Source organism: Streptomyces tardus (assembly GCF_018101125.2).
In the GTDB taxonomy this organism is placed as follows: domain Bacteria; phylum Actinomycetota; class Actinomycetes; order Streptomycetales; family Streptomycetaceae; genus Streptomyces; species Streptomyces tardus.
The window spans coordinates 874,918-895,518 of record NZ_JAELVF020000001.1 but is presented as its reverse complement, the minus strand read 5'-3'; the positions used below and the strand labels follow the sequence as shown (position 1 = coordinate 895,518).

Sequence of the window (20,601 nt, the reverse complement as noted above, 5' to 3'; positions counted from 1 at the left end):
GTTCACTTCGCAGAGTAGGGATGAACAGCACGAGGGGAAGCGGTTGCTGCGGAACAGCCGGGAAAGTCGTACGAAAGCTCGCAGAATTCAGCCAACAGCCCGGTGATTCAGGACGACTCGGACGGCTGGTGGTATCCCCGCACACGACGGCCGAACGCTCCGATCGCCGCCGTCGGCCGCCGTTGTGCGCCCCCGGGTCGGCCGCGCGTTCCCGCCCGCGGCCGAGGTGCGAGCGCGGCCACCGGGGGCCGCGCTCGCGCTCCGAGGGCTCGGTTCACAGCTTCGGGCGGTTGAACCACTGACTCGCCTGCGGTCCTGAGCAGAAGACCAGCGTGACGACCGCGGTCGCCAGCCACACGAGCGAGATCAGCGGGCTGCCGGGGGAGTTGGCGGTGGAGCCGCCGTCGGTGAGCGAACCGGCCAGGCTCAGCAGAGCCACCAGTCCGTTGATCGACGCGGCCACGATTGCCACCACCCGGGTGGCGGTGCCGCCCTTGCCGAAGAGCGAGGCGGGCACGATGTGCAGGGCGGCGAGCCCGCCGAAGATCACGAAGAAGAGCAGGCCGATGCCGGCCGCGACATCGGCGAGGTCCTTGAACTCCTCCTCGGCGTCGATGTCGCCCGCGAGCAGCGCGAAGCCGATCATGAACAGCGCCAGGATCGCCCACAGCCCGCCCGCGACGAAGAGCAGCACCCGCGCCGTGATCACCATGCCCGGCATGGACGCGGGCGCCATCGGTCCGTGCGGCGGGTAGGCGTGGCCGGGCGGGCCGTACGGCTGCTGTCCGTAGGGCTGCTGGCCGTACGGCGACTGCGCCTGGGGCTGCCCGTACGCGGGCGGCGCGCCGTACGGGTCCTGGTGCGGCGGCCCGTACGGCGAGGAGCCGGGCGGGCCGCTCTGCGGCGGCGGACCGTACGGGTTCTGGTCGTAATTGCTCAACTTCGTCCCTCCTGGCGATGGTTGGCGGGTCCACGGGCCACGAGACCCAGGAGCCGCCGGGCATGTGCGGGGAGTGAACGTCGAGTGCGGCCGCGCCTTCCCCCGTCAACCGCGGCACTGGGATTCATCATCCGTCTCCCGGGCAAACAGTGTCCAGCCGGCCCCGGGAACCGTGGCAGAGCCGCAACGCGGGGCTTCCGCCGGTACGCCGACCGCGGCCCGTTCGACGTACGTCCGAGGCCCCGGCGCCGTCCGCGGACCCTTGAGTGGAGTACCGGCCCCCGCATCCGCGAGGATGGGCACATGAGCGCCAAGATTCTCGACGGCAGGGCCACCGCTGCCGCGATCAAGACCGAACTCACCACCCGGGTCGAGGCACTGAAGGCCCGCGGTGTCGTACCGGGCCTCGGCACGGTCCTCGTCGGGGACGACGCCCCCAGCCAGAAGTACGTCGCCGGGAAGCACCGCGACTGCGCCCAGGTCGGCATCGCCTCCATCCAGCGGGAGCTGCCCGCGACCGCGAGCCAGGAGGAGATCGAGGCCGTCGTACGGGAGTTGAACGAGGACCCGGCCTGCACCGGGTACATCGTCCAGCTGCCGCTGCCGAAGGGAATCGACACCAACCGCGTCCTGGAGCTGATGGACCCGGCCAAGGACGCGGACGGACTGCACCCCGTCAACCTCGGGCGCCTCGTGCTGAACGAGCCCGCCCCGCTGCCCTGCACGCCCAACGGCATCATCGCGCTGCTGCGCCGCCACGACGTGGAGATCGCGGGCGCGGAGGTCGTGGTGGTCGGCCGGGGCGTGACGGTCGGGCGCTCGCTCCCGCTGCTGCTGACCCGCCGCTCGGAGAACGCGACCGTCACCCAGTGCCACACCGGCACCCGTGACCTCGCCGCTCAGCTCCGCCGGGCGGACATCGTCGTCGCGGCGGCAGGCGTGCCGCATCTGATCAAGCCGGAGGACATCAAGCCCGGCGCGGCGCTGCTGGACGTCGGTGTCAGCCGGGACGAGAACGGCAAGATCGTCGGTGACGTCCACCCGGGAGCCGCCGAGGTCGCCGGCTGGGTCGCACCGAACCCCGGCGGCGTCGGCCCGATGACCCGCGCCATGCTGCTCGCGAACGTCGTCGACGCAGCCGAGCGGAACGCGGGCTGAGCGATGGCCGCCACCTCATCCGACGACCCCGACGCCGCCCGCGCGACGACGGGGCCCGCCTCGCCGCAGAAGCCGGCCGCGCCCGCAGAGCCCGACAAGTCCGCGGAGCCGAGCCCGCCCGCCGAGCCGGCCGCATCCACCGAGCCGAACACGCCCGCCGAGCCCGACGAGTCCGCCTGTGCCGCGGAGCCGAGCACGCCCGCCGAGCCGGCCGCACCCGCCGAGCCGATCGCGCCCGCCGGGTCTCCCGAGCCGGCTGAATCCACCGGGCCCTCCAGGTCCGCCGAGCCGGTCAGGTCGTCCAAGTCCGCCAAGTCGGCGTCCCCGGCGAGGCGTTCGCGGCGCTTCCCGACCTTCACCAGGGACACCGCCAGGCCGGAGGGCGGCGGTCGGGTCGTCGGCGGCGACGCCCCGGCACCGTACCGGCAGTGGCCGATTCTCACCGTGCTCGGCGGTGTGATGCTCGGCCTGCTGCTGACGCTCGTCGAGGCGCGCATCGGCATCCTGCTGGTGGGTGCCTTCCTGCTGCTCGCGGTGGGGCTGCGCTGGTTCATGCCGTCGGTCGGCATGCTGGCGGTGCGCTCGCGCTTCACGGACCTGGTCACCTACGGGGTGCTCGGCACCGCGATCGTGCTGCTGGCGCTGATGGCGCAGCCCGACCCCTGGCTGGAACTGCCGTTCCTGGAGGAGATCATCCGCTTCACGGTGCGGTAGTGCGCCGAGTCCGTGCTCCGGCGCAGGCCCTCTTCGGGCGGCTTCGGATGGGTGATCGATCACCGATCAAACTGATGCAACCTTCTGACCTGCGAAGACGCCGTGCGTTTCAGATGAACCGGCCGGTATGGGTTGCATGGCACGGCGACGGCTGGAGTATCTTGATGGCGAGATATTCAGAAAACCTCTGAAGGACGCGCGCGAGAGGGACACACCACACTCATGTCCAAGATCAAGGTAGCCAACCCGGTCGTCGAGCTCGACGGCGACGAGATGACGCGCATCATCTGGCAGTTCATCAAGGACAAGCTGATCCTGCCGTACCTCGACGTCGAGCTGAAGTACTACGACCTGGGCGTGGAGCACCGCGACGCCACGGACGACCAGGTCACCATCGACGCCGCCAATGCGATCAAGGAGTTCGGGGTCGGCGTCAAGTGCGCCACCATCACTCCCGACGAGGCCCGCGTCGAGGAGTTCGGCCTGAAGAAGATGTGGCGCTCGCCGAACGGCACGATCCGCAACATCCTCGGCGGCGTCGTCTTCCGTGAGCCGATCATCATGAGCAACGTGCCCCGCCTGGTGCCGGGTTGGACCCAGCCGATCATCATCGGCCGTCACGCCTTCGGCGACCAGTACCGCGCCACGGACCTGAAGGTCCCCGGCGAGGGCACCCTCACCATGACCTTCACCCCCAAGGACGGCTCCGAGCCGGTGGAGCTCGAGGTCTACGAGTTCCCGGGCTCCGGCGTGGCGATGGGCATGTACAACCTGGACGCGTCGATCCGCGACTTCGCGCGTGCGTCCTTCCGTTACGGCCTGGCCCGCAACTACCCCGTCTACATGTCCACCAAGAACACGATCCTGAAGGCCTACGACGGCCGCTTCAAGGACCTGTTCCAGGAGGTCTTCGACGCGGAGTTCAAGGACGAGTTCGAGAAGGCCGGTCTCACCTACGAGCACCGCCTGATCGACGACATGGTCGCCGCCGCCATGAAGTGGGAGGGCGGCTACGTCTGGGCCTGCAAGAACTACGACGGTGACGTCCAGTCCGACACCGTGGCCCAGGGCTTCGGCTCGCTCGGCCTGATGACCTCGGTGCTGATGTCCCCCGACGGCAAGACCGTCGAGGCCGAGGCCGCGCACGGCACGGTCACCCGTCACTACCGCCAGCACCAGCAGGGCAAGGCGACCTCGACCAACCCGATCGCGTCGATCTTCGCCTGGACCCGCGGACTGGCCCACCGGGGCAAGCTCGACAACACCCCCGCAGTCACCGAGTTCGCCGAGACGCTGGAGCAGGTCTGCATCGAGACCGTCGAGGGCGGTCAGATGACCAAGGACCTCGCGCTGCTCATCGGTGCCGACACCCCGTGGCTGACCACGGAGGAGTTCCTCGCCGCCCTCGACGAGAACCTCCGCAAGAAGATGGTCGCTGCCTGACCCGTGCACGGCCCGACGGGGCGACGTACACCGCTGTGGCCCGCTGCTCCGACTCGGAGCGGCGGGCCACGGTCGTACCCCGTGGAGGAGTTGCGGACCCCGACGCGGTGTGTTGTCGTGTCCACGACTATCAGGTCGAGTCAGGGGTCGCGGGCGTGCGGAGTTGTTACGCACCCGGATACAACCGAGTGGGCACGAGTCCCGTCGTCCCTAGTGGCACACTTGGGCCAAGCATCCCTCTTCCGTGCCAGGCGTCGAACAGGTCGCCTGGCCGAGTGACGTGAGGGGCAGTGACGACCGCACGTAGGGGGCGAAGGGGAGCAGATGCCTCGTTGGAAGGCGCTACCTGAAGAGCTGGACCCGGAGATCCGCGAGTTCGCCGGCCAGATGCGGCAGCTCGTGGACCGCGGCGGGCTGAGTCTGGCCGCCGTCTCCGACAAGACCGGCTACAGCAAGACGTCTTGGGAGCGCTATCTCAACGGGCGACTGCTGCCGCCCCAGGGGGCGGTCTCGGCTCTCGCCGAGGTCACGGGCACCGACGTACGCCACCTCGCCACCATGTGGGAGCTCGCCGAACGCGCGTGGAGCCGGGCCGAGATGCGGCACGACATGACCATGGAGGCCATCCGCATCTCCCAGGCCAGGGAGGCCCTGGCGAAGGCGAGCGCGGAGGGCGAGGGCCGCAAGCGGTCCTGGGCGGCGGGCAAGCAGAAGCCGGAGAAGCCCGGCCGCAAGGCGGTCAGCGTCGCCAAACCCGCGAACTCGGCGCCCCCCGCGGCCCCTTCGCCGGCGCCGCCCGCTGCACGGACGCCCTCCGCCGCCGTGTCCTCGTACGCGGCCGGCGGCCCGGTGGCGACCGGGGAACGGCCGTCCGGGTCGGCTCCGACGGACGCCTCCCCGCGGGTCGGAGCAGCGAGCGGGGCCGAGGGACGCGCCGGGAGCGGGCCCGGGGGCCGCACCGAGGACCGGCAGTCCGAGGAGCCGAGGAAGGCCCCCTGGCCGAGTGTGCGGGCCTCCGATTCCGATCCGGGCGCCGAGCGTCCGTCGGCGACGGTGCGCATTCCCCGAGTGAAGTCCTCCAGCGCCGAACACGACGCGCTGCTCTCGCCGTTCGACGCGGTCCGGCCGCCGCGCGACCGTACGGCGGCGAACGGACGTACAGCCGAGAGCGAGCGCGCCGAGCCGGCTGATGCGGCGGTCGGTGACCGCGGCGCCTCCGCGGCGAGCCCCGAACCGCCCGGAACGCCCGACCCCGACGAGGACCGGCACGAGCCCGGGGGTCGGCTCCGGCCTCAGGGCGCGGCCGAGCCGGTCGTGTCGGCCGCGCTCGCCGACACCGCGCCTGACGGCGCCGCGCCCGCCGACGCCGGTGCCGCCGAGCCCGCTCCGGCGGACGAGGCCGGCGCCGGTGCCCGTACCGGTGGCGGACCCGAGGGCGGCCCGCTGAGCATGACCAACACGGGACCCGCGGATCTGCGCAAGCGGCCCGGTCGCCCCGAGTGGCCGGAGAGTTGGCCGGTCCCCGAGGACGACGAGCGCGGGCCCGTCCGTACCGACGCGGCGCGTACGGCTGCGTCCACCGCCGACGCACTCCCCGGGGCGACGGCCGACCGCCCCGACCCGGCCTTCGCGAACTTCGGCCGTTCCGGCACCTTCGACGACGCGGGTCGTGCCGGAGTGCGGGACGGCCGACCGGCCGAGTCCGAGGACGGCCGCCCCGCCGGTTCGCCCGCCGACGGCAGGCCGAGCCGTCCCGAGTGGTCCGCCCGACTGTCCGGGGTGCCCGCGAGGCCGCCCGAGGGGTACGAGAGCACGACGGTTCTGCGCCGTTCGGGCGGCGGCGCGGGGGCCGGGTCCTACGCCCCCGCCGCGGCGTCCCCTGCCGCCGGCCGTCCCGCGCCTCCCGGCCCGCCGGGGCCGCCGGCGCCCGCGTCGGACGGTGGACGGCCCCCGTCCAAGGGGCGGCGTACGGCGATGATGCTGGCGGGGGCGGTGGGAGCGCTTGCGGTGATCGCCGGTGCGGTGTTCCTCCTGGACCTCGGTGGCGGTGACGAATCGGCGAAGCCCGAGGCGAGCGCCTCGCCGAGCGAGAAGCGCCCCGAGCTGCCCGACGGCGTCAAATGCGTCGGCGAGGACTGCGCGGGTGAGGACCCGGAGCTGATGGGCTGCGGCGGCCAGTACGCGGAGACCACCTCCGAGGCGATGGTCGGCAACGCCTACGTCGAGGTCCGGTACAGCAAGGTCTGCAACGCGGCCTGGGCCCGGGTCGGCACCGCGACGCCGGGTACGACCGTGACGGTCGAGGCGGGCGGTTCGTCGCAGGACGACGAGGTGGCCGACTCCAACAGCGCCTACACCAAGATGGTCGCGGCCAAGAGTGCGCGGGCCGCCGAGGCGTGCGTCGAGACCGCCGGCGGACTCACGGGGTGTACCAACCCGACCCCGTAGCGCGACGACGGTGAATGAATGTGCGAAGCGGCCCGGAGCCTCTCCGGGCCGCTTCGCCGTGCGTCGGCGTGGCCCGGGTCGGCGCCGCGGGATCTCGCGGCACCTGCGTCGACCTGCAAGTTCCGGCTCTCCTCTGGGAGTTGGCGATGGCTCGGGAATCACTGTTTCGAGGGAGATCGCGGAGTTGGCACGCATGGAACCCCATGGGCTGGGCATGTGCATAACACCCCCCACGGGTGCGGCACCCACGCCATGGCAGCCGCCTGCTCCCCCTCCTTGGCAGGCGGCTGCCGGGCGTAGGAACCGGTTCGGTCCTGCCCCGACGGCGTGGAATCCATCGCAGGGCATGCCGGCAAGCGCCGGTCGTGAGTGCACCGCCGCCCAGCGTTCGAGCGTGGGTCGCGGCACGGTAGCCTGACGGGCGGATCTCTTGATGTAGAGAGATTTCAAGGGATCATCGTGATCCAGCCGCCATCGTCAGGTTCAACGGAGACCGTCATGACTCGCACTCCCGTCAATGTCACCGTCACCGGCGCCGCAGGGCAGATCGGCTACGCGCTGCTGTTCCGCATCGCCTCTGGTCATCTGCTCGGCCCGGACGTCCCGGTCAAGCTGCGCCTGCTGGAGATCACCCCGGCCCTGGGCGCGGCCGAGGGCACCGCGATGGAGCTGGACGACTGCGCCTTCCCGCTGCTCCAGGGCATCGAGATCACCGACGACCCCAACGTCGCCTTCGACGGTTCCAACGTCGCGCTGCTCGTCGGCGCCCGTCCGCGCACCAAGGGCATGGAGCGCGGTGACCTCCTGGAGGCCAACGGCGGCATCTTCAAGCCCCAGGGCAAGGCCATCAACGACCACGCCGCCGACGACGTCAAGGTCCTGGTGGTGGGCAACCCGGCCAACACCAACGCCCTGATCGCCCAGGCCGCCGCCCCGGACGTTCCGGCCGAGCGCTTCACCGCCATGACCCGGCTCGACCACAACCGCGCGCTCTCGCAGCTCTCCAAGAAGACCGGCACCCCGGTCTCGGAGATCCGCCGGCTCACGATCTGGGGCAACCACTCGGCGACCCAGTACCCGGACATCTTCCACGCGGAGATCGCGGGCAAGAACGCGGCCGAGGTCGTGGGCGACCAGGCCTGGCTGGCGGACGACTTCATCCCCACCGTCGCCAAGCGCGGTGCGGCGATCATCGAGGCGCGCGGCGCCTCCTCCGCCGCCTCCGCCGCCAACGCGGCCATCGACCACGTCCACACCTGGGTCAACGGCACCCCCGAGGGTGACTGGACCTCCATGGGCATCCCGTCCGACGGCTCGTACGGCGTGCCGGAGGGCATCATCTCCTCCTTCCCGGTGACCACTTCGGGCGGCAGCTACGAGATCGTCCAGGGCCTGGAGGTCAACGACTTCTCCCGTGCGCGCATCGACGCCTCCGTCCAGGAGCTGGTCGAGGAGCGCGACGCGGTGCGCGGTCTCGGCCTGCTCTGATCGGAGCGGCCGGCCCACTCGGGCCGAAGCGGCGACACACGGCGGTGACCCGTCCTTCCTCCGGCCCTGCCGGCGGGAGCAGGTCACCGCCGTTCGCTGTCCGCGGCCCCTGGGCGTCCTCCGCGGCCGTCTGATCCCGACCTTCACGATCCGGTCGCGAGCGTCAACAGGGCTGCCCCGTACGCCAGTTCTGGCGCACACTGAAAGGTCTCCGGTACGCACGGTGAACCGGGGCCAGACGTGAGCGCTGTCCTGCGAGGGACGGCCGGGGGAGCCGAGGAGTGACGAACCGGATGAGAGCCGACCGGCGGATACGAACAGGCGGCGCGGTGGCGGTCGTTGCGGCCCTGCTGCTGGGCGGGTGCACCGACGGGAAGAAGGAGAAGGACGGCGCCGACTACGACAAGGTGGTCATCGCCGTCGCCCCGTGGGCCGGAGCCCGGGCCAACGGCCAGGTGGCGGCGCATCTGCTCCGCGAGGAGCTCGACGTCACCGTCGAGGTCGTGGAGATGGAGACCCGCGAGGCGTGGGACGCGATGAACGCCGGCAAGGTGCACGCCTTCCTGGAGGACTGGCTCGGCAACCAGGCCAAGGAGGACGCGTACATCGACAGGGCCGGCACCGTCGTCGAGGGCGGCGACCTGGGGGTTACCGGCCGCATCGGCTGGTTCGTGCCGAAGTACTTCGCCGACAGCAACCCGGACGTCGTCGACTGGGAGAACCTCAACGACTACACCGAGGAGTTCGGGGCGCCCGGCACCGGCGACAAAGGCCGGCTGATCGGCGCCGAGAAGAACTGGACCTCCTACGACAAGCACCTGGTCAAGAACCTCGACCTGGAGTACGTGATCCAGCCGGCTGACGACGAGGAGGAGCTTGTCGCCACGCTGGAACAGCACTACGAGGCCGAGGAGCCGTTCCTGACCTACTGGCAGGAACCGCACTGGAAGAACCTCGAACTGGAGCTGGTCGAGGTCGAGTTGCCGGAGTACACCGAGGGCTGCAACGACCCGGTGGAGTTCACCGACTGCGCGTACTTCAACACGCCGCTGCAGAAGTTCTTCAACGCGGACTTCGAGCAGTACGGCGGGCCCGCGGCGGAGCTGCTGCGCAACTTCCGGTGGTCCAACGACGACCAGAACCGGGTCGCCAAGATGATGGCCTCGGACGGACTCAAGGGCCCCGAGGCCGCAGCCCGCTGGGTGGAGGACAACCGCGGGACCTGGCGGCCCTGGCTGCCCAGGTCCTGAGCCCGGCAGGCGAGTTCACCGCCCGCGGCGCGCCGCGAATGCCTCCCGGGGCCGGCGCGGTCGGCGGGTGCGGCGCGGTGCGTGCGTGCGGTTCGGTGCGGCGCGGTGCGCGGCGTTCCCCGTCCGCCGCCGCGCACCGCCGGGAGCGGGCCGAACTCCCCTGCCCGCGGGGCCGGTTCAGCCCAGGGCCGGGGTCTTGCGGGTGGTGACGGCGATCCGGTTCCAGCTGTTGATCGTGATGATCAGCGCGATCACCTGGGCCAGTTCACCCTCCTCGAAGTGGATCGCCGCCCGCTTGTACACCTCGTCGGGTACGAATCCGTCGGTCAGCACCGTGATCGCCTCGGTCAGCTCCAGCGCGGCCTGCTCCCGTTCGGTGTAGAGCGTCCCGGCCTCCTCCCAGGCGCTCAGCAGGTGGACGCGCTCCTCGCGCTCGCCCTGCGAACGGGCGTCCCGCACATGCATGTCGAGGCAGTAGGCGCAGTGGTTGAGCTGGGAGGCGCGGATCTTCACGAGTTCCTTGAGCGCGGGGTCGAGCCCTGCTCCGGCGGCTGTGTCCAGCGCCACCATCGCCTTGTAGAACTTCGGTGCGTGGGCGAAGAAGTCCATCCTGGGGCCGTGCTGGTGTGTGGTCATGACGTCGACGCTAGTGCGCGTGGAGACGGCCGGTATGGTCCACTTCCGTGCGGGAAAAACGGGCCAGTCACGCTGCCGGGCGGGCCACTTCGGGGCTCGGAGTGGACCTGCACCTCGATCTGGACGGCGAGGGCGGGCTGCGAGCCGGCCTCACCCGTTCCCTGCGCGAGGCCGTGCGCGGCGGACGGCTGCCCCCCGGCACCCGACTGCCCTCCTCCCGGCATCTGGCCGCCGACCTTGGAATCGCCCGCAACACGGTCGTGGACGCGTACGGGGACCTCGTCGCCGAGGGGTGGCTGACCGCGCGGCAGGGCGCGGCCACCCGCGTCGCCGAGCGGCACGGGGCGAGCGCCGCTCCGGTGCCGCTGAAGCCGGTGGACCGCGGGCGGCCCGCACCCGCTCCGGTCGGGCGGCACGATCTGCGTCCGGGCCGCCCCGACGTGTCGTCCTTCCCCCGCGCGGCGTGGCTCGCCGCCGCCCGCCGGGCCGTCTCCGCCGCCCCGGCCGGCTCCCTCGCCTACGGCGACCCGCTCGGCAGGCCGGAGCTGCGCCGTGCGCTGGCCGGCTATCTCTCCCGGGTGCGAGGTGTGCGCACCGAGGCGGAGTGCGTGGTGGTGTGCGCCGGATTCTCCGAAGTGCTGGGCGTGCTGGGCGAGTTGATCGCCGGACCGATCGCCGTGGAGGCGTACGGGCTGTGGCTGCACCGGGAGGCGCTGGAACGCGGGGGTGTCCGCACCCGTCCGCTCCCTGTCGACCAACACGGCGCCCGAGTGGGGGAGTTGGCGCACGCCGACGCGAAGGCGGTGCTGCTGACCCCGGCCCACCAGTTCCCCACCGGCGCCGCACTGCACCCGAGCCGCCGGTCCGCGGTGGTGGACTGGGCGCGTGCCGACGGCGGACTCGTACTGGAGGACGACTACGACGGCGAGTTCCGCTACGACCGCCAACCGGTCGGCGCCGTACAGGGGTTGGACCCCGACCGGGTGGTCTACCTCGGTACGGCCAGCAAGGCGCTCGCGCCGGGCCTGCGGCTCTCCTGGATGGCCGTACCGCGCCGGCTGCTCGACGCGGTGCGCGCCGTCAAACGCGAGTCCCGCTCCTCCGTGCTCGACCAACTCACCCTCGCCGACCTGCTGGAGACGGGCGGCTACGACCGTCATGTGCGCGCCGCCCGCCTGCGCTACCGGCGCCGGCGCGATCTGCTGGTCGACACCCTGGGCCGCCGGGCACCCGACTGCCGTGTCTCCGGAATCGCCGCCGGACTGCACGCGGTCGTCCAACTCCCGCCCGGCACCGAGCAGTCGGTCGTCACGGCGGCCCGTTGGCGCGAGGTGGAACTGGAAGGGCTCGGCCCCTACCGCCATCCGGAGCTCCTGCCGGACGCGGGCGACCCCTCGTTGCCGCGCGACGCTCTCGTGGTCGGGTACGGAGCGCCCACCGACCGCGCTTTTCCGTCGGCACTGGACGCCCTGTGCGACGTACTCCCCTGCTAAAGTCTTCGGGCTCGCCAACCCCTCACTCCCGGGTGACTACACCTATGTCTGGTATACGCGATTCGCACAGGCCCTTTCGCGCACCCCGCGTGCGCACCGCGCTGGCAGCGGGCACGACTGCCCTGGTGCTGGTGGCGCTCACCGCCTGCGGGGCGGGCGCGTCCTCCGGCGGACAGAGCGAAGACGGTCAGAAGGTCACACTCATCGCCTCGAAGTGGGTGGGTGGCCAGGCCAACGTCGCGGTTGCCGCCCACATCCTGAAGAAGGAGCTCGGCTACGACGTCGAGATCACGGAGCTGGCCGACCCGCAGGCCTGGAAGGCGCTGGACTCCGGCAAGGCGGACGCCATGCTGGAGGACTGGGACCATCCCGGCCGCCGCGACACATATGTGCGCAAGCGCAAGTCCGTCGTCTCCGCCGGGGAGTTGGGCATCAAGGGCCGGATCGGCTGGTACGTGCCCCGCTATCTCGCCAACTCCGACCGCGATGTGACGCGTTGGCAGAAGCTCAACGACAAGGCCGAACTCTTCGCGGCCGACGGCGGCGGCGAAGAGAACAGCGAAGGCCCGGGCGACGGCGGCCCGCAGGACACCGCCACCGGCGAACCCGAGAGCGGCGGTCCCGGCAGCACCAGCACCGAAGGACCGGGCGCCACGGACGACGGCGAGCGCAGGAAGGGCCTGCTCCTCCAGGGCGACCCCTCCTACAAGTCGCACGACCAGGCGATCATCGACAACCTCGGCCTCGACCTGGAGCTAGAACACCTCGGCAGTGAGGACAAGCAGCTGGAGTTCATGCGCGAGGCCGCCAAGGACGAGAAACCTTTCCTCACCTACTGGTGGACCCCGCACTGGCTCGAGTCCGAGGTCGAGCTCGCCGAGGTCAAGCTCCCCGAGCACTACACCGGCTGCGACGCCGATCCGGAGAAGGTCGCCTGCGGCTACCCGGAGACAGACCTGGAGAAGTTCCACAACGCGGACTTCGACCGGAACGGCGGCAAGGCGGCAGCCTTCCTGCGCAACTTCACCTGGGGCCAGGAGGACCAGAACGAGGTGGCACGCCTGATCGCCGACGACGACATGTCGTTGGAGGCCGCGGGCGCCAAATGGGCGGCGGAGAACGAGGCCATCTGGAGCCGCTGGCTCTGGGACCTGGAGAACTGACAGCCGCGTACGCCGACAGGCTCCGTACGCCGACAGGCTCCGCGCCCCGACGGGCTCCGCGCCCGAAGAGGTGCGGAGCCCGCCGGCGTACAGGGCGTACGGGGGCCGGGTTCAGCCGGCCAGCACCGCGCGCAGCTGGTCGAGGCCCCAGTCCAGGTCCTCCTTGCTGATGACCAGCGGGGGAGCGATCCGGATCGTCGAGCCGTGGGTGTCCTTGACGAGGACGCCCCGGGCCATCAGCTTCTCCGAGATCTCCCTGCCGGTGCCGAACGACGGCGAGATGTCCACGCCTGCCCACAGGCCGCGCACCCGTACCGCCTCGACCTTGCCCGTGCCGGTGAGCAGTTGCAGCTCGCGGTGGAGGTGGTCGCCCAACTCCCTTGCCCGCTCCTGGTATTCGCCGGACCGCAGCATCGCCACGACCTCCAGCGCGACCGCGCAGGCGAGGGGGTTGCCGCCGAAGGTGGAACCGTGCTCGCCGGGCCGGTAGACGCTCATGATCTCGCGCGAGGAGACGACGGCGGAGACCGGCACGACACCGCCGCCGAGCGCCTTGCCCAGCAGGTAGATGTCCGGCACGACGCCCTCGTGCTCGCAGGCGAACGTACGGCCCGTGCGCCCCAGACCCGACTGGATCTCGTCCGCGATGAACAGCACGTTCCGCGCGCGCGTCAACTCCCGTACGCCCGGCAGGTACTCGGCCGGCGGGATCAGCACGCCCGCCTCGCCCTGGATGGGCTCCAGCATGACGGCGACCACGTCCTCGCCGTGCTCGTCGAGCGCGGCCTCCAGCGCGGCCAGATCGCCGTAGGGCACGATCTCGAAGCCGGGGGTGTACGGGCCGAAGTTCGCCCGGGCGTCCTCGTCGGTGGAGAAGCTGATCACGGTGGTGGTGCGGCCGTGGAAGTTGCCGGAGGCGACGATGATCTTCGCCCGGCCGTCCGGTACGCCCTTGACCTGGTAGCCCCATTTGCGGGCGGTCTTGACCGCCGTCTCCACGGCCTCGGCGCCGGTGTTCATCGGCAGCACCGATTCCATGCCGCACAGCTCCGCGAGCTGGGTGCAGAACTCCGCGAACCGGTCGTGGTGGAAGGCGCGCGAGGTGAGCGTCAGCCGGTCCAACTGCTCCTTGGCGGTGGCGATCAGCCGGGGGTGGCCGTGGCCGAAGTTGAGCGCCGAGTAGCCGGCGAGCAGATCGAGATAGCGGCGGTCCTCGACGTCGGTCATCCAGGCGCCCTCGGCGGAGGCCACGACGACCGGCAACGGGTGGTAGTTGTGCGCGCTGTGCTGGTCGGCGGTGGCGATCAGCTGTTCGGTGGTGCCGCGCGGAGCGGTGGCTCCCTGGGCGGCGGAGCCCGACACGGTGGCGTCGGTGCCGTTCGAACGCATGGTGTTGCTCCTACTCGTCAGGCGTGCAGGCGGTGTGCTCTTTCTACCGTGCGCGGACGTCCGAGCGGCACCCCGCGCGGGAGTTGTACCGGCCATCGGAGGGCGCAGAGGCGGAGGGTCGTGCCGGATGTCGTATTCGCCCCGAACCTCGGCGCGAGAACCGAACCCGCGCGCCCCGAGTCCGCGCCCCGTCGCCCAACCGCCTCCGCACGGTGGCCGGTTGACGCCGAGCGGTGCCCGTCGCCGGTACGGTCCCGGGGCGGGGAAGCCTGCCGCGGGGCTCTGAGAGAATGACCCCCATGGCTGACAATCGTCCTCGCGTGCTCTCCGGCATCCAGCCCACCGCTGGCTCGTTCCACCTCGGCAACTACCTGGGTGCGGTGCGTCAGTGGCAGCAGTTGCAGGAGACCCACGACGCCTTCTACATGGTGGTCGACCTGCACGCGATCACGATTCCCCAGGACCCGGCCACCCTCCGGCAGTCCAGCCGGCTGGCCGTGGCGCAGCTGCTGGCGGCGGGTCTGGACCCCGAGCGCTGCACGCTCTTCCTCCAGAGCCACGTGCCCGAACACACCCAGCTGGCCTGGGTGATGAACTGCCTCACCGGCTTCGGCGAGGCGTCGCGGATGACGCAGTTCAAGGACAAGTCGGCCAAACAGGGCGCCGAGGGCACCACCGTCGGGCTCTTCACCTACCCGATCCTCCAGGTCGCCGACATCCTGCTCTACCAGGCGGACCAGGTCCCGGTCGGCGAGGACCAGCGCCAGCACGTCGAGCTCACCCGGGACGTCGCGGCCCGCTTCAACCACCGGTTCGGGGAGAGCTTCACCCTGCCGGCGCCGTACATCCTGAAGGACACCGCGAAGATCTACGACCTCCAGGACCCCTCGTCGAAGATGAGCAAGTCGGCGTCCTCGGAGAAGGGCATCGTCTGGCTCCTCGACGAGCCGAAGAAGACCGCCAAGAAGATCAAGAGCGCGGTCACCGACACCGAGTCGGAGATCCGCTACGACCCGGAGAAGAAGCCGGGCGTGAGCAACCTGCTCTCGCTCTGCGCCACTCTCACGGGTAGCACTGTCGCGGACCTGGAGAAGAGCTACGAGGGCAAGGGCTATGGTGCGCTCAAGACCGACCTGGCAGAGGTGGTGACCGAGTGGGTGGCACCGTTCCGCGCGAAGGCGCTGGAGTACCTGGACGATCCGGCCGCCTTGGACGCCGTTCTGGCCAGGGGCGCCGAGAAGGCGCGCGCGGTGGCGGGGGAGACCCTCGCCCGGGCGTACGACCGGGTCGGGTTTCTGCCGCCGGTCTCCTGACCCCGCTGCCCCGGCGCGCTCCCACCGCGGTGGGAGCGAAGGGGCGGTCCCGCGGTCACGCGTGCCGGTCGTGCACCCCGGCGGCGGGAATCGCGTGACCGTCGTGTGAATCACAACCGACCGGTGCCCCCCGGGGCGCTCGATCGCGGACACTGGCCAGCAGAGGACCGGCCCCGGCGCAGCACCCGGAGCGAGAAGGGAGACACCGTGGGGACACACACGCTCGGCGTGTCCATCGCCGTTCCCGAGCCGTACGGCAGCCTGCTGCAGGAGCGGCGGGTCAGCTACGGCGACACCGCGGCGCACGGCATCCCCACCCACGTCACCCTGCTGCCCCCGACCGAGGTGGACGACGAGGGGCGCTCCCGGATCGAGGCGCATCTGTCGGCGATCGCCGAGGCGGGACGTTCCTTCTCGATGCGGCTCGCCGGTACGGACACCTTCCGTCCCATGTCGCCCGTCGTCTTCGTCCAGGTTGTCGAGGGCGGCTCGGCGTGCGCCTGGCTCCAGGAGCAGGTGCGCAGCCCCGGCGGCCCGCTCGACCGCGAGCTGAGCTTTCCGTACCACCCGCACGTGACCGTCGCGCACGGCATCGCCGAGGAGGCGATGGACAAGGCGTACGAGGAGCTGGCCGATTTCGAGGCGTCCTGGACGGCGACCGGCTTCGCCCTCTACGAGCAGGGCGCCGACGGAGTCTGGCGGCTCCAGCGGGAGTTCCGGTTCCACGACGCGGTCGACGCGCCCGCGAGCCGGGGAGCGGTGCACACCGGTCCCACTCCGGACGAGCCCGACGCCGCCGCCGGCCTGACCACCGTCGAGCGGGCCAACCGTGCCAGCGGGGCGGACCGCCGCAAGCGCCGCCCCCGGCCGACCGCGGGGGCGGGTCGCACCGAGACCTCCGAGGACGGCCACCGCGGCGCGCTGCCGGGCGCGGGCGCCCAGGGCGCCGTCGTTAGCGAAGGCATGCACGGTGGCGTCCCCGCGCAGAGCGGGCCGGTGAAGCCCGCGAGCGGGCCCCGCCCGCCCGCGGGCACGTCGGCGCAGGTTGCTCACCCCTGGGAGCCGGCGAATCGGGTAGACACTCAGCCATGGATTGGCTGACGCGACTTCCCCTGGTCGGACCCCATCTCGCTCGACTGATGCGCACCCACCCCTGGCGCGCGTACGAGCGTCTGGAGGCCACGCACTGGACCCGGCTGGCCGCCGCGATGACCTTCACCAGCTTCCTCGCGCTCTTCCCGATGCTGGCCCTGGCGGCGGCGGTGGGCGCCGCGACGCTGACCGAGGACCGGATGGGACGCCTGGAGCAGTGGATGGGCGACCAGGTGCCCGGCATCTCGGACCGGATCGACATCCAGAGCTTCGTGGACAACGCGGGTGCCGTCGGTTCGGTCGCGGCGCTGCTGCTGCTGTTCACCGGTCTGGGCTGGGTACGGGCGCTGCGGGAGTGCCTGCGCGAGGTCTGGCAGTTGCCCGAGGAGGAGGTCGGTTTTCTCGCGGGCAAGGTGAAGGACCTGCTCGTGCTGGTCGGGCTCGGCCTCGTCGGCGTGCTGTCGGTCGTTGGTTCGGCGTTCGCGGTCAGCGCCGTGGACTGGGCCGTCGACCTGCTGGGAGTGGAGTCCGCGGCGGTGACCTGGCTGCTGCGGATCACCCCGGTGCTCGCCGCCGTACTGGTCGACATGTTGCTGCTGCGCTACGTCCTGACCGAGGTGCCGGGCGTACGGCCCGAGCGCGGCTCGGTCTGGCGGGCGGCGCTGCTGGGCGCGGTCGGCTTCGAGCTGCTGAAGCTGCTGCTCGGCGGCTACCTCAGCGGCGTCGCGGCCAAGAGCATGTACGGGGCGTTCGGCATTCCGATCGCCCTGCTGATCTGGATCAGCCTGATGGCGAAGCTGACGCTCTTCTGCACGGCCTGGACGGCGACGGCCGGCCCGCAGCTGGCCAGGGAGCGCGCGGAGGCGGAGGCGGAGGAAGCCGCCGAGACCGCGGAGGCGGCGCGGGCCATGGAGGCGGTCGAAGCGGCCGGCCGCGACGCGGGCACCGTGCCCCCGTCGGACGTACGCCGCGACGCGGGCCCGGGCGGGGCAGGCCCGGGCGGGGTGGATCCGGCGGAGGATCCGGACGTGCGGGAGGCCGGGAAGGGCACCGCCTCCCCGGCCTCGCCTGCTGCTCCGGCCCCGGTCAGTCCCGCAGGCTCGTCGCCTGACCGGTCGAGGCGGAGCGGTCGGGCTGGAGAGGCCAGCGACGGTGAACGACGTAGCCGGTGAGGCCCAGCACCACCAGTGAGGCGCCGGTGACGCCGATCGCGACCCCCACGCCCCCGGAGGCGCGGTCGGCGTCCGTGGCGACCTGCTCGCCGTTCAGGGGCTCCTTGCCGTCGCCGGGCTCCCCGTCCTGCTTCTCCCGCTCGGCGCGCGGCGGCACCAACTCGCCGACGGCGTCCACCTTCTCGGCGGCCTCGAAGCCCCAGTCGAGGAGGGCCGCGGTCTCGCGGTAGACCTCGTTGCGGTCGGCGCCCTTCTTCTCCTTGTCCGGGTTCATGACCGTCACCAGCAGCTTGCGGTCGCCGCGTTGGGCGATGCCGGTGAAGGTGTAGCCGGCGTTGGTGGTGTAGCCGTTCTTGATGCCGGCCAGGCCCTCGTACGGGTCGAGGCCGTAGTCGCCGCGCATCAGCCGGTTGGTGGTCTCGACGACGAAGTGCTCGCGCTTGCCCTTCTTGCCGTACTCGCCGGGGAACTTGGCGCGCACGGTGGCGGCGTAGTCGCGGAAGTCCGGGTTCTGCATGGCGGCGCGGGCGATGAGGGTGAGGTCGTAGGCGGAGGAGGTCTGCCCCTTGGCGTCGTAGCCGTCGGGGCTGACGACGTGGGTGTCCTCCGCGCCGAGCTCGTGGGCGCGCTCGTTCATCTCGCGGACGGTCTTGGCCATGCCGCCGTTCATGGCGACCAGGGAGTGGACCGCGTCGTTGCCCGAGGCGAGGAAGACGCCGTTCCAGAAGTCGTCGACCTCGTACGGGTGGTCCTCCTTGACGCCGACCGCGCTGCTGCCCGCGCCCATGCCGGCCAGATCCTCCTGGCGCACGGTGTACTTCGTCTTCTTGTCGAACTTCGGCAGCAGGGTGTCGGCGAAGAGCATCTTCAGCGTGGAGGCGGGGGCCAGTCGCCAGTGCGCGTTGTGCGCGGCGAGGATCTCGCCCGACTCCGCGTCGGCCACCACCCAGGCGCGGGCGCTGAGCTTCTTCTTCGGCAGCGAAGGAGCACCCTTTCGAGGGGCGATCTGGGTGCCCGGTTGACCGAGTCTCTCGCCGCCGACGATGGACATCTCGGCGGGCGGCACCGCCTCGTCGGCCTGCGCGGGCACCGCGCCGACCAGCAGCAGGGGTAGCGCTGCGGCGGCGACGGCGGCTGGTCGGGAGGGGCGGGTGACCACCCGATAGACAGTATGAAGAATCTGGCGCACGGTGAGAAAGTACCGCGTGCAAGGGCAGTTGGGGACCGTGGGAGTGCTCGCAGCGTGAAGGACTGGTACCACCGGGCGACGTCTTAGCCCAGCCGACGGATCGGTGGGCCGGGCGGCATCGCCCCGGCAGCACCGTCCGGACACTACAGCCGCTCCAGTTTCCACAGGCGCCAGACGCCGCTGTTGTCGGAGAGATGCTGGCTGCCCGCGATGTCGGGCCGGGTGAGCACGTAGTCCTTCGCCTGCCACAGCGGCAGGATCGGCACCTGTTGGGCGATCCGCTCGTGGATCTTCCGGTAGTCCGCCACCGTCTGGTCGCGCTCGGGCTTGCGTCGGACCTCCGCCACCAGGCTGTCGATCTCCTTGCTGCTGTAGCCGTTGTGCGTCGCGTTGCCCGAGGCGACGAGCGAGCCGGTGTACGTGTCCGGGTCGGGGAAGTCGGCGACCCAGCCGAGGTTGTAGGCGTCGTAGCTGCCCTTGGACAAGCCCTTGAGGAAGTCGTCCCACTCGTAGCCGCGGACGTCGACCTCGAACAGCTTGGTGGCCTCCAACTGCCGCTTGATCTCGGTCGCTTCCCGCGTCGCCGTCGGCCCCTTGCTGTACGCGAGGTCGAAGTCGACCGGGGTGGTGATGTCCGCCTTCTCCAGCAGCTTCCTCGCGGCGGCGGTGTCGGGCTCGGGGTAGCGGTCGAAGAACGGGGTGCCGTGGCCGGTCATGCCCTGCGGGATGAGCGAGTACAGCGGCTCCACCGTGCCCACGTGCACCTTCCGGGCCAGCCGCTGGCGGTCCAGCACCGCGGCGATCGCCTGGCGCACCGGCCGCTCGGCGGCGGCCGAGTCCTCGCGGGTGTTGAACACCGTCATCTGGATGTCGGTGCCGGAGTGCTCGGTGAGGGTGATGTCCGGGTCGGACGGGTTGAGCTCGGCCAGCTCGGCCGGCGGCAGCCCTCCGTCGTTGACATCGATCTCGCGCTGCTCCCACGCCTTCTTGAGCGCGCCGGCCTCGGTGAACCAGCGCACCTCCACCGGCCCCGACGGCTTGTCCTGGGCTCCCCGGTAGCTGTCGTTCGGGACGAGCTCGGCGTGCTTCTTCGCCCGGTAGTCGGCCAGTTCGAAGGGGCCGGAACCGATCGCCCGGTCTCCTCTGAGCAGGCCGTCCTCGGGGTAGCTGCCGCTGGGCACGATGGAACCGGCGGCACCCGCCAGTTTGAACGGGAACGTCGCGTCCTCGGTCTTCAGCCGGAACTCGATGTCCTGGTCGCGGGTCCTGATGGTGTCGAGGGTGTCGAAAAGCTTCGCGGGGCCCTGGGCGTGCTCGATCCTGGTGATGCGCTCGATCGAGTGCCGCACGTCGTGGGTGGTGAGCCGGTCGCCGTTGCTGAACTTCAGGTCCGTGCGGAGGGTGCAGCGGTAGACCTTCGACTCCTGCCCGGCGAACCCGCAGCGTTCGGCAGCGTCCGGCACCGGCCGCGCGGAGCCCGCGGAGAAGGTCAACAGGCCCTGGTAGATGTTGCTGTACAGCGCCCAGGAGCCGTCGTCGTAGGCGGCGGCCGGGTCGAGCGAGGTCGGGTACGCGCCGGAGCCCACCACGATCGGATCGGACTTCTCGCCGTCCGCAAGCAGTTGACGGCCGGTGAAACCCGCTGCCACGAGCAGGGCCAGGCACAGCATCGTGATCCAGAGGGCGCGGCGGCCCCTTTTCCCCCGCACCGGT

Annotated in this window: 15 protein-coding genes and 1 pseudogene; 11 read left to right on the top strand and 5 right to left on the bottom strand. The window is 71.2% G+C overall.

Going from position 1 to position 20,601, the window contains the following annotated elements; all coding sequences use genetic code 11:
- Positions 1 to 274 precede the first annotated feature (274 nt).
- Positions 275 to 940 (bottom strand): hypothetical protein, encoded by a 666-nt coding sequence (locus JGS22_RS03870; RefSeq protein WP_211042465.1) that lies wholly within the window; start codon positions 938 to 940, stop codon positions 275 to 277.
- Positions 941 to 1,243: 303 nt separating this feature from the next.
- Here JGS22_RS03870 and JGS22_RS03865 point away from each other — a divergent pair, with 303 nt between their 5' ends.
- The 6 genes from JGS22_RS03865 to JGS22_RS03840 all read left to right on the top strand — a co-directional run bounded on the left by JGS22_RS03865 (position 1,244) and on the right by JGS22_RS03840 (position 9,441).
- Positions 1,244 to 2,098 (top strand): bifunctional methylenetetrahydrofolate dehydrogenase/methenyltetrahydrofolate cyclohydrolase, encoded by an 855-nt coding sequence (locus JGS22_RS03865; protein ID WP_211042464.1) that lies wholly within the window; start codon positions 1,244 to 1,246, stop codon positions 2,096 to 2,098.
- Between the two features lie 3 nt (positions 2,099 to 2,101).
- The gene (locus JGS22_RS03860; protein WP_211042463.1) at positions 2,102 to 2,812 is read left to right on the top strand and encodes a DUF3017 domain-containing protein; all 711 of its coding nucleotides are present in this window, start codon (positions 2,102 to 2,104) and stop codon (positions 2,810 to 2,812) included.
- 222 nt (positions 2,813 to 3,034) lie between these two features.
- Positions 3,035 to 4,255 carry an NADP-dependent isocitrate dehydrogenase gene (locus tag JGS22_RS03855; protein WP_211042462.1) on the top strand — a complete coding sequence of 407 codons (1,221 nt, stop codon included), beginning with the start codon at positions 3,035 to 3,037 and terminating at the stop codon, positions 4,253 to 4,255.
- Positions 4,256 to 4,579: 324 nt separating this feature from the next.
- A complete protein-coding gene (locus JGS22_RS27285) occupies positions 4,580 to 6,703 on the top strand; it encodes a helix-turn-helix domain-containing protein (RefSeq protein WP_211042461.1) in 2,124 nt (707 codons plus the stop codon).
- Positions 6,704 to 7,201: 498 nt separating this feature from the next.
- On the top strand, positions 7,202 to 8,191 hold the full coding sequence (locus JGS22_RS03845) for a malate dehydrogenase (protein ID WP_211042460.1): 990 nt from the start codon (positions 7,202 to 7,204) through the stop codon (positions 8,189 to 8,191).
- 293 nt (positions 8,192 to 8,484) lie between these two features.
- Entirely contained in the window at positions 8,485 to 9,441 is a 957-nt protein-coding gene (locus JGS22_RS03840) for a glycine betaine ABC transporter substrate-binding protein (protein WP_211042459.1), read from the top strand.
- A gap of 177 nt (positions 9,442 to 9,618) precedes the next feature.
- Here the strand turns inward: JGS22_RS03840 and JGS22_RS03835 are convergent, their stop codons facing one another.
- Positions 9,619 to 10,077 carry a carboxymuconolactone decarboxylase family protein gene (locus tag JGS22_RS03835; RefSeq protein ID WP_211042458.1) on the bottom strand — a complete coding sequence of 153 codons (459 nt, stop codon included), beginning with the start codon at positions 10,075 to 10,077 and terminating at the stop codon, positions 9,619 to 9,621.
- 47 nt (positions 10,078 to 10,124) lie between these two features.
- Here JGS22_RS03835 and pdxR point away from each other — a divergent pair, with 47 nt between their 5' ends.
- Positions 10,125 to 11,570 (top strand): MocR-like pyridoxine biosynthesis transcription factor PdxR, encoded by a 1,446-nt coding sequence (gene pdxR, locus JGS22_RS03830; RefSeq protein ID WP_211042457.1) that lies wholly within the window; start codon positions 10,125 to 10,127, stop codon positions 11,568 to 11,570.
- Between the two features lie 89 nt (positions 11,571 to 11,659).
- Positions 11,660 to 12,733, top strand: coding sequence for a glycine betaine ABC transporter substrate-binding protein (locus JGS22_RS03825; RefSeq protein WP_308405498.1), 1,074 nt, complete (start codon positions 11,660 to 11,662; stop codon positions 12,731 to 12,733).
- A 111-nt stretch (positions 12,734 to 12,844) separates the two neighbouring features.
- On the opposite strand, the gene rocD is transcribed toward JGS22_RS03825, so the two are convergent.
- Positions 12,845 to 14,122 (bottom strand): ornithine--oxo-acid transaminase, encoded by a 1,278-nt coding sequence (gene rocD / locus JGS22_RS03820; RefSeq protein ID WP_211042456.1) that lies wholly within the window; start codon positions 14,120 to 14,122, stop codon positions 12,845 to 12,847.
- A 299-nt stretch (positions 14,123 to 14,421) separates the two neighbouring features.
- Here rocD and trpS point away from each other — a divergent pair, with 299 nt between their 5' ends.
- The 3 genes and pseudogenes from trpS to JGS22_RS26725 all read left to right on the top strand — a co-directional run bounded on the left by trpS (position 14,422) and on the right by JGS22_RS26725 (position 17,699).
- The gene (gene trpS, locus JGS22_RS03815; RefSeq protein WP_211042000.1) at positions 14,422 to 15,435 is read left to right on the top strand and encodes a tryptophan--tRNA ligase; all 1,014 of its coding nucleotides are present in this window, start codon (positions 14,422 to 14,424) and stop codon (positions 15,433 to 15,435) included.
- A 207-nt stretch (positions 15,436 to 15,642) separates the two neighbouring features.
- A pseudogene (locus JGS22_RS25920) lies at positions 15,643 to 16,215 on the top strand (2'-5' RNA ligase family protein); the annotation flags it as partial.
- Between the two features lie 308 nt (positions 16,216 to 16,523).
- The gene (locus JGS22_RS26725; protein WP_268980882.1) at positions 16,524 to 17,699 is read left to right on the top strand and encodes a YihY/virulence factor BrkB family protein; all 1,176 of its coding nucleotides are present in this window, start codon (positions 16,524 to 16,526) and stop codon (positions 17,697 to 17,699) included.
- Here the strand turns inward: JGS22_RS26725 and JGS22_RS03800 are convergent.
- Positions 17,614 to 18,888, bottom strand: coding sequence for a D-alanyl-D-alanine carboxypeptidase family protein (locus JGS22_RS03800; RefSeq protein ID WP_372454188.1), 1,275 nt, complete (start codon positions 18,886 to 18,888; stop codon positions 17,614 to 17,616). The genes JGS22_RS26725 and JGS22_RS03800 overlap by 86 nt on opposite strands.
- A gap of 143 nt (positions 18,889 to 19,031) precedes the next feature.
- On the bottom strand, positions 19,032 to 20,597 hold the full coding sequence (locus JGS22_RS03795) for an ABC transporter substrate-binding protein (protein ID WP_308405497.1): 1,566 nt from the start codon (positions 20,595 to 20,597) through the stop codon (positions 19,032 to 19,034).
- Positions 20,598 to 20,601 lie beyond the last annotated feature (4 nt).